12 protein-coding genes are annotated in these 11,513 nt (G+C 69.4%); 3 read left to right on the top strand and 9 right to left on the bottom strand.

Translation table 11 applies throughout. From position 1 onward, the window contains the following. Nucleotides 1-83: 83 nt before the first annotated feature. The 3 genes from msrA to AB0J74_RS29050 form a co-directional block, all read right to left on the bottom strand. A complete protein-coding gene (gene msrA, locus AB0J74_RS29060; protein ID WP_363453487.1) occupies nt 84-638 on the bottom strand; it encodes a peptide-methionine (S)-S-oxide reductase MsrA in 555 nt (184 codons plus the stop codon). Further along, complete coding sequence (gene msrB / locus AB0J74_RS29055; RefSeq protein ID WP_363453485.1) at nt 635-1,114, bottom strand: peptide-methionine (R)-S-oxide reductase MsrB; 480 nt, start codon at nt 1,112-1,114, stop codon at nt 635-637. The genes msrA and msrB overlap by 4 nt, the downstream gene beginning before the upstream one ends. 81 nt (nt 1,115-1,195) lie before the next feature. Then, nucleotides 1,196-1,915, bottom strand: coding sequence for an SDR family oxidoreductase (locus AB0J74_RS29050; protein ID WP_363453483.1), 720 nt, complete (start codon nt 1,913-1,915; stop codon nt 1,196-1,198). 59 nt (nt 1,916-1,974) lie between these two features. Between AB0J74_RS29050 and AB0J74_RS29045 the strand changes: the two genes are divergently transcribed. Then, nucleotides 1,975-2,370: a MerR family transcriptional regulator gene (locus AB0J74_RS29045; protein WP_363453481.1), complete on the top strand. Its 396-nt coding sequence runs from the start codon at nt 1,975-1,977 to the stop codon at nt 2,368-2,370. On the opposite strand, the gene AB0J74_RS29040 is transcribed toward AB0J74_RS29045, so the two are convergent. Further along, nucleotides 2,328-3,269, bottom strand: coding sequence for an AraC family transcriptional regulator (locus tag AB0J74_RS29040; RefSeq protein WP_363453479.1), 942 nt, complete (start codon nt 3,267-3,269; stop codon nt 2,328-2,330). The two genes, AB0J74_RS29045 and AB0J74_RS29040, sit on opposite strands and share 43 nt — an antisense overlap. 74 nt (nt 3,270-3,343) lie before the next feature. On the opposite strand from AB0J74_RS29040, the gene AB0J74_RS29035 reads away from it, so the two are divergent. Continuing rightward, entirely contained in the window at nt 3,344-4,360 is a 1,017-nt protein-coding gene (locus tag AB0J74_RS29035; RefSeq protein ID WP_363453477.1) for an SDR family NAD(P)-dependent oxidoreductase, read from the top strand. A gap of 2 nt (nt 4,361-4,362) precedes the next feature. Here AB0J74_RS29035 and AB0J74_RS29030 read toward each other — a convergent pair whose 3' ends face one another. After that, on the bottom strand, nt 4,363-5,694 hold the full coding sequence (locus AB0J74_RS29030) for an FAD-binding oxidoreductase (RefSeq protein ID WP_363453475.1): 1,332 nt from the start codon (nt 5,692-5,694) through the stop codon (nt 4,363-4,365). 305 nt (nt 5,695-5,999) lie between these two features. On the opposite strand from AB0J74_RS29030, the gene AB0J74_RS29025 reads away from it, so the two are divergent. After that, nucleotides 6,000-7,814, top strand: a complete 1,815-nt coding sequence (locus AB0J74_RS29025) for a CocE/NonD family hydrolase (RefSeq protein ID WP_363453473.1) — start codon at nt 6,000-6,002, stop codon at nt 7,812-7,814. 99 nt (nt 7,815-7,913) lie between these two features. Here the strand turns inward: AB0J74_RS29025 and AB0J74_RS29020 are convergent, their stop codons facing one another. The 4 genes from AB0J74_RS29020 to AB0J74_RS29005 all read right to left on the bottom strand — a co-directional run bounded on the left by AB0J74_RS29020 (nt 7,914) and on the right by AB0J74_RS29005 (nt 11,363). Continuing rightward, nucleotides 7,914-8,462 carry a hypothetical protein gene (locus tag AB0J74_RS29020; protein ID WP_363453471.1) on the bottom strand — a complete coding sequence of 183 codons (549 nt, stop codon included), beginning with the start codon at nt 8,460-8,462 and terminating at the stop codon, nt 7,914-7,916. Beyond that, the gene (locus AB0J74_RS29015; protein WP_363453469.1) at nt 8,446-9,846 is read right to left on the bottom strand and encodes a hypothetical protein; all 1,401 of its coding nucleotides are present in this window, start codon (nt 9,844-9,846) and stop codon (nt 8,446-8,448) included. Before AB0J74_RS29015 ends, AB0J74_RS29020 begins: the two co-directional genes overlap by 17 nt. Further along, entirely contained in the window at nt 9,843-10,130 is a 288-nt protein-coding gene (locus tag AB0J74_RS29010; RefSeq protein ID WP_363453467.1) for a hypothetical protein, read from the bottom strand. Before AB0J74_RS29010 ends, AB0J74_RS29015 begins: the two co-directional genes overlap by 4 nt. A gap of 90 nt (nt 10,131-10,220) precedes the next feature. Beyond that, complete coding sequence (locus AB0J74_RS29005; protein ID WP_363453465.1) at nt 10,221-11,363, bottom strand: DUF5925 domain-containing protein; 1,143 nt, start codon at nt 11,361-11,363, stop codon at nt 10,221-10,223. Nucleotides 11,364-11,513: the final 150 nt, after the last annotated feature.

Below are 11,513 nucleotides of genomic sequence, written 5' to 3'. Positions count from 1 at the left end.
CTCCAGCAGGCCGTCGACGAGCCGCGAATAGAAGTCGATCCCGGCCTGGTTGAACGGCCCGCCGCCGGTCGGCCGCACTCCCGTCAGGCTGAGGTCGCGGTGCGCCTGGGCAACACCCAGTCGGGCCGCGGGAAGTGGCAGGTGTAGCCGGACGGGTAGTTGATCAGGTAGTCCTGGTGCTCGGGCTCGGCCTCCCAGAACGGGCCGGCCGGCTCGATCGTGGTGACCGCCTTGCCCGGCCACAACCCTGAGGCATCGACGTCCGCGATCGTGTCGCGGGCGACCCGCTCCTGCTCCTCGGTGAGCGGGAAGATCGCCGAGCGGTAGCTCGTGCCCATGTCGTTGCCCTGCCGGTTCAGCGTCGACGGGTCGTGGATCTGAAAGAAGAACGCCAGGATGTCGCGGTACGTCGTCTGTGCCGGGTCGAAGACGATCTCGACCGCCTCGGCGTGGCCGGGGTGGTTGCGGTACGTCGCGTGATCGTTGTCGCCGCCGGTGTAACCGACGCGCGTGTCCAGCACCCCTGGCTGCCGGCGAATGAGATCCTCCATGCCCCAGAAGCACCCGCCGGCCAGGACGGCCGTCTCGGTGCCCGGTTCGCGGGTGATCCGTCCGGTGTCGTTAACTCCGCTGGTCATGATGCGTTCTCCTTCGTGCTGTCCGTAGCGGCCGGCTCGAACAACGAGCGGTACTCGCCGTATCCCTGCGCCTCGAGCTCCGAGACCGGGACGAAGCGCAGCGCGGCCGAGTTCATGCAGTAACGCTGGCCTCCGGCGGCGGCGGGGCCGTCATCGAAAAGGTGACCGAGGTGGCTGTCGGCCCCGGCGGACCGCACCTCGGTGCGGGTCATCCAGAGCGACCTGTCGGTCTTTGTGCGTACGACGTCGCTTTCGATCGGCTTGGTGAAACTGGGCCAGCCGGTGCCGCTGTCGTATTTGTCGGTCGACGAGAACAGCGGCTGACCGGAAACCACGTCCACGTAGATCCCCTGCTCGTGGTTGTCCCAGTACTCGTTCCGGAATGCCGGCTCGGTCCCGTCGCGCTGAGTGACCTGGAACTGGGTATCGGTGAGGCGGTTGAGGGCGTCCGGTGTCTTGCGGTAGTCGTGTGACACGATCTCTCCTCTTCATGCCGCCGCTGGCTGCGGCGTCATCTTCAACAACAACGCGGTTCGGCGTTTTGGTCCCGGCGTCAGCTAGGTCGTCTTGCCGAAGAGGGCCCCCTGGACGTCGGCGTAGAAGGTGGCGGGGTCGCCGGCGAGGGCGGCTTTGACGTTGGCGGTGACAGGGTCGCCGATGACTTCCAGTTTGCCGGCTTCGAGGCCGTCGAGGGCCATGGCGACGACGTCGGCCGGAGGGAGCTTCGGTATGTCGTAGGCGGCCATCATGTCGGTGTCGGCTATGGCGAGGGCCAGCGCGGTGACCTGGGTCTTCTGCGCGGCGAGTTCGATGCGTACGCCGTTGGTGAGGGACCATTCCGCCGCCTTGGCCGCGGCGTAGCCGTTGCTGTCGGGGCCGTAGACGTACCAGGAGAGTGCGGAGATGACGTTGAGGATGGCGCCGCCGGCGAGGCGGGGGGCGAAGGCGCGGGTGACGTTGAGGGTGCCCCAGAAGTGGGTGTCGAACTCGCGGCGGACGTTGTCGAGGTTGTCGCCGAGCAGGGGCGCGCGGGTCGAGATGCCGGCGTTGTTGATCAGGATGTCCAGCTCGCCGACCCGGGAGGCGGCCGCCTCGATGGAGGCCATGTCGGTGATGTCCAGGTGTAGCGGGGTGGCGCCGGGGGTGTCGATGAGCTCGGGGCGACGGCCGGTGGCGTAGACCGTGTCGGCGCCGCGCGCGACGAGGGCCTCGACGAACGCCTTGCCGAGGCCGCGGTTGGCGCCGGTGACGAGAACTTTGGCTCCGGTGATCTGCATGCGGCTACGCTAAGACCTGACGCTGACGTCAGAGGCAAGGTGCGAGACGGGGGTCACACATGCGGATCGGAGATGTGGCGACGCGGGCGGCGGTGAGTGTCCGGGCCCTTCGGTACTACGAGGAGCAAGGGCTGCTGGCGTCGACCCGCAGTGCGAGCGGGCAGCGGCACTACACCGAGGCCGCGGTGGAGCGGGTCAAACTGATCCAGTCGCTCTACGGCGCCGGGCTCTCCAGCAAGACGATCGCCGACCTGCTGCCCTGTGTCGACGCTCAGGTCAGCACGCCGGAGTCGCGGGCTCTGTTGGCGGCCGAGCGCGACCGCATCGACCGGCAGATCGCTGAGTTGACGCTCACCCGGGGCAAGCTCGACGCCATCATCGAGCAGACCTCGCGCCCGCATCCGCGCTGTGACTACACGACCTGGCCGGCGGACAACTCCTCCCGCACCCGGTAGCGGTAGCGCAGTGGTGACATGCCCACCTCGCGTTTGAAGGCGGTGCTGAAGGCGCTTTCCGACGCGTATCCGAGGTCGGAGGCGAGCGAGCCGACGCGGACGTCGCCGTCGCGCAGGGCGCGTTGCGCGAGCAGCATCCGCCAACGGCTCAGGTAGGTGAGCGGCGGCATTCCCGCAACGGTCCGGAAGCGTTCGGCGAAGGACGTGCGCGACATCGCCGTGGCCCGGGCCAGCTCCTGCAGGCCCCAGGGCTTGCCGGGGTCGGTGTGCATGAGGGTGACCGCCGGGCGTAGCCGTTCGTCGGTCAGCACCCGTAGCCAGCCCGGAGGCAACGCGACCTGGTCGACGTAGGCGCGCAGCACCTCCAGCAGCAGGAGCTGGCCGTACTGCCGGATCGCGAACGCCGAGCCGCTGCGACCACGCGTCGCCTCGTCGAACAGCCGGTCGAGCGTTGCCCGCAGGTTGACCGCCGCGGCGGCCGACGCCCGCACGCGCGCGACCGGTGGCAGGGCCTGCAGCAGCAGTGTCCGACCGGCCTGGTTCAGGTCCACGCGTACCCCGATGACGATGTCGTCGTTGCCGCGGTCGACGCCGGCGAGACCGCCGAGGGGATCGTGCTCCACCGGGACGACCTCGCGCGATGGTCCGTCGCCCGCGCCTCCTTCGAGCGCCAGCCACGACCGACCGTTCACGATCGCCACGTCGCCCGGCTCGAGCTCGATCGGAGCGTCGACGCCGTCGGTGGTCAGCCGGGCGCTGCCGCGCACCATCGCGAACAACTTCAACGGATCCTGCACGGGCGCTCGCGACACCCACCGGCCGGTGGCTGCCACCCCGCCGGTCAGCAGGCCACGCACCTCGACGAGGTCCAACGCCTCGGACAACTGATCGGTCGCCACGCCCGTACTATCGCGCAAGAAATCCGGATCGACAACTATTCAGGGTACGGGCACTCCGGCGCAGAGTTGTCGGCATGACACAGAACACGACGCATCGGCAGCACCCCATCGGATCCGGCTTCAAGGCGGCCTCCACAGCCGACGAGGTGCTCGCCGGCATCGACCTGTCGGGCCGGAACGCCGTCATCACCGGCGGCCATGTCGGGCTCGGCCTGGAGATGACCCGGGCGCTGACCAAGGCCGGCGGCTTCGTGACGGTGGGAGCGCGCAACCCCGTCCGCGCCGCCGCGGCGCTGGCGGGCATCGAGCGCGTCGAGGTGAGCCAACTCGACCTGCTCGACCCCGCGTCGATCGACGCGTTCGTCGCCCGGTACCTCGACTCCGGGCGCCCGCTGCACATGCTGTTCAACAACGCCGGCATCATGGCCGGCCCGCTGGTGCGGGACGCACGGGGCTACGAGTCGCATTTCGCGACCAACCACCTCGGGCACTTCCAGCTCACCCTCGGACTGCGGCCCGCCCTGCGCGCCGCCCGCGGCGCCCGGGTCGTCAACACGACCTCAGGTGCCTTCCGGCTCTCCGGCATCCGCTGGGACGACCCGCAGTTCACCACCGGTGGCTACGACGGCCACGTTGCCTACGGCCAGTCCAAGACCGCGAACGTGCTGTTCGCCGTCGAACTGGACCGGCGATGGGCCGCGGACGGCATCCGCGGCTACGCCGCGCACCCCGGCGTCGTCGTCGGCACCAACTTGGGACCCTTGCGCGCGGCGGGCGACGAGCCGACACCGTCGATGAGCGCCGAGCAGCAGCGAGCCATCGGGCTGATCGACGAGTCCGGCCGGCCGGTCATCGACCCGGAACGCGGGCTGAAAACGCCGCAGCAGGGAGCCAGCACGATGGTGTTCGCGGCCACCAGCCCGCTGCTCGCGGAAATCGGCGGCGTCTACCTCAGGGACAACGAGGTCTCACCCCTCGACGACGTCGAACCGATCCGGCCGGGCCTGATCACCGACGTCGTACCCCACGCCATCGACACGGAGTCGGCCCGCCGGCTGTGGGAGCTGAGCGAGGAACTGCTCAAGCCATAGCGCTATGGACGGATGTTGTAGTTGCGGGCGAACAGGTTGTCCGGATCGTACTGGCGCTTCACCGCCGCGAGCCGCCGGTAGGTCTCTGGCGGGTAGATGGCGGCGACGTCCTCGTCGGTGGCGGACGACGTGAAGTTCGCGTAGAGGCCGTCGGTGTGCGGTGCCAGGCTCGCCCAAAGCGCTTCCAGCGGCGGGCGGCCGGCGTCGAGCACCGGCGGCGGACCTGCGATCGTCGTCACGAACATCAACTCGGCCTGGCGGTGCGCGTACGCGGTGGCGTCGTCGGGAACCCGGGCCACCGCGCCGCCGACACTGCGAACGGCGATCAACGGCGCATGCTCGGACGCACCCGCGTCGGCGAGGATGCGCAGGGCGTCGGACACCGAGTCATGGTCCACGAACGCGCTCCGGTTCACGATCCGCACCGCCGGCGGCGGGACGACGCCGTCCATGAGCGTCTCCCCGTAGGGCTTGAGCGCGACGTCGTCGTCGACCACCGTTCCGAGCTCGCGGATCGGGTCGAGCACGGTCGCGGCCCGCTTCTCGTCGTCGCCGTCGAAGACCAGGTGGATCTCGATGGGCGCCTTGGGCCCGCCGGCCATCGGGTTGGCGAAGCTCGCCACCGAGGTGAGCTCTTCCGGCGCGGTGCGCATGTAGTCCGACCACCCGTTCAGCACCGTGGCCACCTCCGTGGCCGGGAAGGCGATCCGGCCGTGGAAAACGTCCGTGGTCGGGTGGGCCGCGAAGTCGAAAGCGGTCACGATCCCGAAGTTGCCGCCGCCACCGCGGATCGCCCAGAAAAGCTCGGGACGCTCTGCCGCGGAGGTGCGCACGACCTCGCCGTCGGCGGTGACCACCTCGGCGGCGACCACGCCGTCCAACGCGAGTCCATACTTCCTGACCTTCCAACCGATGCCGCCGGCCAGCGTCAGGCCGCCGACGCCGACATCCTTGGTGTCACCGGCGGAGATCGCCAGTCCGTGCGGTGCCAACGCGACCGCGACCTGGCCCCACGTCGCGCCGCCCCCGATCCGCACGATGTGGCGTTCGCTGTCGACGACCTCCACGTCGGCGAGCCCACTCAGGTCGATCACCAGACCGCCGTCGTTCGTGCCGAAGCCCGGAAAGCCATGCCCGCCATCGCGTACGGACAGCACCTTGCCCGCCGCGAAGGTGACCGCGGCGCACACGTCACCGACGGTCCGGGGTCGTAACACCATGGCGGGACTGCCCGGCGTCAGCAGCGAGCGGCTCGCCGACTCGTACTCCGCCGCACCGGGTTGGATGATGTCGCCACCGAATTCTTGGCGAAGCTTCTCCAACGCTGAGGTCATGATCTTCCTCCCCCGCAGCCGTTACCCGTTCGACCTCCCAGCCCTGCAACTCGTCGGGTACCCGTAGCCCGACGCGGCATTACCCCCGGCCACGTCCCGGTGTCACCGACTATCCCGCCGTCACCGCCAGCCTCATCGGCGACCAGCGGCGCGCGTTGCCCACGACCCGGCCGGCGGCATCCTGGCCGCGATCACGTGGGGTGAGCAGAGGTCACGGCGAGATAACTCCGGGATACATCACCGCCAATGATCATTAACATCAATGGCCAACCAGGCGGCCTCGTCTGGAGTTAGGTGGAGGTTGGATGACCGTTCGGAGGAGGATGGCCTTGCCCGTCGCGGCGGCGGGTGCACTGGCCATCATCACGAGCCTCACCACGGGCCTACCCTCGGTGGCACAGGCCGCCCCGGTGTCTGCCGCGGCTGGCGCACCGATCACACACGACCAGAACCCGCGGGTTCCCGAAGGTGCGGCGTGGACGGAGGCGTACTTCCCGTCCTCGGACCGCAGTGGGGTCGAGCTGCACGCCGACGTGCTGCGCCCGGCACACCTTTCGGCGCGTGCGAAGACGCCGGTGATCCTGTCGGTGGGTCCGTACTTCTCGCACGCCGGGGAGACTTCTCCCGGTGGGTTCGATCAGGTCGGGCCGTCGGGGCGCTTCCAGGACCTGATCGACGGCGCGCGGCTCATGGAGCGCGGCTACACCTTCGTGATGGTCGACCTGCGTGGCTTCGGCGGCAGCACGGGTTGCCTGGACTTCCTCGGCCCGGGCGAGCAGGCCGATATCAAGGCGGCCGTCGAGTGGGCCGCTCGCCAGCCGTGGTCGACCGGCAAGGTAGGCATGTACGGCAAGTCGTACGACGCCAACACCGGGCTGGCGGCCAACGTCCTCAAGCTCAAGGATCTGAAGGCGATCGTCGCTCAGGAACCGACCTGGGACAGGTACAACTACCTGTTCAGCAACGGCGTGCCGCGGTCCAACGCGACCAGCAGCCCACGGAGCTACTACTCGATCGCGACGATGCCGCAGCTCGGCGGCGACAGCGCGCGCTACCTGGCGAACGCGGCATACGAGCAGAGCCACCCCGAGTGCGAGATCAACAACAGCACCGACACCCAGAATCCCGACCCGAAGTCGGCGTTCTGGCGTGCCCGTGACTTCGCCTCGCGCGCCGCCGGCTCGCATACACCGTTGTTCGTCACGTCGGGCTTCATCGAGGACAACACCAAGCCCGAGGACATGCAGCAGTACCTGGCCAACCACCATGGCCCGGAACGCGGTTGGCTCGGCCAGTGGGAGCACGTCCGCGGCAACGAGACCGACGCCAACGGTCAGCTCAAGATGGGTCGGGCCGGCTGGTTCGACGAGGTGATGCGCTTCTACGACCAGTACCTGCGCGGCATCGAACCGTCGGTGACGGACCCGGCGTTCTCGGTCGAGGACAGCCTGGGCGACTGGCGCGCCCAACCGACCTGGCCGGTGACCCACGACTCGTACACCGCGCGGCTGTCGGCCGGGCAGTACGTCGACGACGGTGGCCGAGCGCAGCGGACGGCGGAGCCGATGACCGCGGCACAACCCGAAGGCTGGGACATCGAGTACGCGGCCTCGCCGACGGTCGACCCGGCGAGTGCGCTGCTCGCCGACGCGCCGGCCAACAGCTACTGGACCTTCTCCACGCCCGCGTCGACACAGGTGCGGCTCACGGGCACGCCGGAGATCGCGCTGAAGACCGAGGGACAGGGCAACGTCTGGGTACGGCTGTGGGACGTCGCTCCGGACGGCAAGGCGACGATGTTCAACGAGATGGTCGCCGCGCTGGACAGCGGGTCCACCTCCTTCGCCCTGAAGGCGACGGACTGGACCTTCGAGCCGGAACACCGGCTCGGGGTCCAGATCGGAACGATCACCTCACGGGGCTGGCGTCCGGTTCCCTCCGGCCAGACGATCACGGTCACCGACGCACGGCTTGGCATGGAGGTGCAGGATCCGCGGTTCGACTCGCCCACCCAGGGTGACCGATCGCCATACCTGGACCGGTACGTGGCGGCGAACACGACGACGCTCGACACCATCGGCGCCCCGACCTTCCCACTGCGCGTAACGAAGAAGCACTGACCACCGCCGGAGGCCGCATCGGGCAGCTTGCCGGTGCGGCCTCCACCGCGCGGGGCGATCGTGGTGGGCGGTGCGGCCGAGCGCGGCGCCGCAGCGCCGTCACTGCGGGTCGGGAGTGCAGACCGTCAGGAACGACTTCGTGTTCTCGCGCTGCACGTCGGAGGCGTCCATCCAGCCGCGCTGGCCGAACAGGTAGCTTCCGGACGGATGCTGGGCCGACTCGCGCAGGACCTGGGCGACATCGACCCTGGCACCGAACGCCTTCGGGCCGTCGACGGAGAAGTTGATGGAGCCTGCCTTGGTCCAGTCGTAGTCCGCGGGCAGCGGTTTCTGGACCTGGAGAGGTCCGCCGGGGGATGGGCCGTCGGTGCTCAGCAGGTCCATGCGCTCGAGCACCACTCCCGGCCGCGGTGCGGTCCACACCTGCTCCGTGCTCTTCTGCGTGCCGGAGTCGAAGATCAACCTCAGGCCGGTGACGCCAGCGCACGGGGTGCCCGTCCACAGTTTCAGGACGCCGTCGTCGACGCGGAACCCGGCCGCCGGCGGCAGGGACGGCGCGAATTGCGCCTTGGTGTCGCAGCCCCCCGTCACCGTCGCCACGAGCAGGGCCGCGCAGGCGACGCGCAGCCACCTAGCGATATCCGCCATCGGAGAGTCCCGCGTCTTCCTCGGTCTTGTTGCCGCCGGTGACCTGCTCCCACCCGTAGGAGGCGAGGAAGCCCGTATACCCTTCACGCGCCCATTGTTGGGAGTGGCGCTCCTCGTGGTGCAGCAGTCGGTCCATGTCGAGATCACCGCGATATGCGCCGTCGTCACCTTCGTACCAGGCGTGGCCCGACGTCGCCACCTCTCGGAGTTGTTGCGCCGGATCTTGCGGGTCGTCGATGTTCAGCATGAACGTGTCGCCCCACGTCGTGCCGCCGCGCTGGCTGAACTGGTCCTGGACGAGGTTCCCGCCCAGGCCCATCATCATGCCGTTCGGGGTGGTCACCAACCGTCCACCGTTGTCGTGCACGAATCCCACGTCGTCGTCGTAGCTGAACGAGTTCTCCTTCTGCCGCTCGGTGATTCGCCGCAGTTCTTCGGACCCGTACGGGGTCGGTGCGAAGTCGGTCGTCTCGCCTTCGGTCCCGTAGTCGGTGCCCGCGTTCAGGATGTAGGTCATCCGCACCGCCTTCGCGGCGTCGTCCCCGCTGATGTCGGTCGGCATCAGGAAGTACGACTTGAAGATCCCGTCGCCGTCCTCGTCCTCGCGGATCTCCTCCATCCCGTCGAGGACCTTGAAGTCCTCCGGCGTGATGTGGTGTTCGGCGGCGATCTTCTTGATCGTGTCGATCGACACGCCCCGGCGCACGGCGTTCTCGAGCCACTGCCGGTAGTGGCCGGACGCGGGCGGCCCGGTCAACAGCCCGGCGTCGCGCAGCGCCTGCTCCATCGCGGCCACCTTCGCGTCGATCTCCCCGCCCTCGCCGGCGTCTGCCAGGGTGGTCGCGTCGTGGTCGCTGATCTTGCGGTCCTGCGCGAGTTGCATCACCCGGGCGAGGGCGGCGTCGATGTTGTTCGCCGTGGTGAGTATCGCCCTGGTTTCCTGCTGCAACTGCTTGCTGATGGTCTGGCGGTACCGCTGGGCCTCGGCGCGGTCTTCGGCCTCGATCCGCGACCTCGGCGGGGGGTCGGCCGGCTTGATGTCGACGATCGCGCCGTCGGCGGCGATGCGGAACTGGTAGGTCTGCGCGAGGGAGTCGTTGTTGGCGACCCGGTTTCGCAGGACGGTCACGTCGTCGGACGCGGTTTGCAGGGCCCGTTCGACGGCGGACAGCTCCGCGACCAGGATCTCGGCGTTGTTACGGGTCACTCCCAGCGAACGCCGTGCGCCCTCGCCGGCGGCGCCTCGCCAGTCGGGCAGTCTCCTGGCGTCGTCGAGCTCGTCTTGCAGGCCGATGAGCTTGTCCCGCCGGCCACGCAGCTCGGCGGCCGACGCATCGACCGCCCCCGCGTCCCACCTGCGCACGTCGTCGTAGCCGAGCGTCATCCGCCGAAAGCCTTCTTCGCGGCGTCTTCACTGTCGGCGTATGCCTGCGCCTCCGACGTGACCGACTCGCTCCACCGGTCGATCTCGCCTGCCCATCCCTTCGCGCGTTCGTCGAACGTCGACCCCAGGGTGGGCGCCCGCATCGCCGAAACCCCACCTGGCAACGCCGTCGCGATCGCATCCAGGCCGGTGCCCGGGTCCACCACCCGGGCCTGGTCGGCAGCAGATCCCGCCGCCTTGGCTGCATCCCGCAGCTGACCGATCTGAACCTCGAATCCGCTCACCGGCCGTGACCACCACCTTCTGCGTTGGTCATCATCCGGCACGGTCCTAAGTGTTCGCAAGGCCAGGTCGCAGCATCACCGCCGGCTTGGCTAGAGATAGAGACCGGTGGCGACCGGCTCCCGTTCCTCCGTGCCGCCGTAGCCTTCGCGCAGTGCGTAGAGCTCGGCCAGGGTGGCGCCGCCGGCCGGCACCCCCACCGAGGTGCCGAGCCAGACCGTGGCCTCGCCGAACGGCAGCGCCGGCACCTCGATGCGGGCCAGGCAGCGCCCGGGACGCACGACGGCCGGGTGCAGGCGGGCGAGGTCTTCGTTGGTCGTGATCGCCACCAGCACCTTGCGTCCCTGGCCGAGCAGGCCGTCGGTGAGGTTGAGCAGCCGCGAGAGCGCCTGGCCGGTGTTGTGCTTGGCCTCGCCACGGATCAGCTCGTCGCAGTCCTCCAGCAGCAGAAGCCGCCATTTGTCGTGCCGCTTGTCGGGGCACACGCAGTCACCGGAGCTGCTGAGGGCGACCTCCATCAAGTAGGCCGGGTTGGTGAAGAGCGCCTCCGGGTCGAGCACGCAGTCGAACTGGCACCACGCGTGCCACTCGCGCGCGAGCGCCCGCAGCACCGTGGTCTTGCCGGTGCCGGGCGGGCCGTGCAGCAGCAACAGCCGGCCATGGACGGACTCGCGGTCGACCTTCACGAGGCGGTCGAAGCTCGCCGCCGCGGCACCGGCGTAGTTGGCCCGGATGTCGGCCCACGAACCCGCTGTGATCGGGCGCGGGCGGCGCTGCGGCCCCTGCGCCGCGGCGTACCAGAAGCCCATCTGCACCGACTCGTCGACCGGTGCAGGCTCCTCGGTCGTCCCCCGCACGGCGCGCTCGATGATCTCGGCGACCAACTCGGCTGTGACGGCCGTGGCCAGGACCTGGGCGGTCTTTTCCCGTGGCCAGTGCACCGACCGCAGCGTCCAGCCTCCGCCGGAGGCCAGCCGGGCGTGTTCGGTCTCGCTGATGCTCTCGCGCAGTGGGCTGACGCCGGCCGGGATCAGATTGGCGTCCGCGCGCACGCCGGTCAGGTCACGCGTCATCGCATGCGGCTGGTGGCCGGCGACGAACGCGGTCAGCGCGAGCGCGTCGATGACGTCACGAGGGGAGTCGGAGTCGTCGACGGTGAGCACGACGGGCAGCACCGACTCCGGCCCGACGCCGGGGGCGCCGAGCTCGAACGGGATCTGCCGAGGGATACGCACTCCTCAATGATCACCGCCGGATTCAGTTGTGGGTAGCGGATTTCCGGCTGCCGAGTTCGAGGAACCCCTGAACCACACCGCATGGCTGCGTAGCGTGGGGAACCGGGCCTGCGGGCCGACAGGCCGCGGGCGCGGATGCGCACGAGAAGG

This window comes from Asanoa sp. NPDC049573, assembly GCF_040676615.1.
GTDB lineage: Bacteria > Actinomycetota > Actinomycetes > Mycobacteriales > Micromonosporaceae > Asanoa.
The sequence above is the reverse complement of the archived record's forward strand: the minus strand, read 5'-3'. Positions and strand labels throughout refer to the sequence as shown.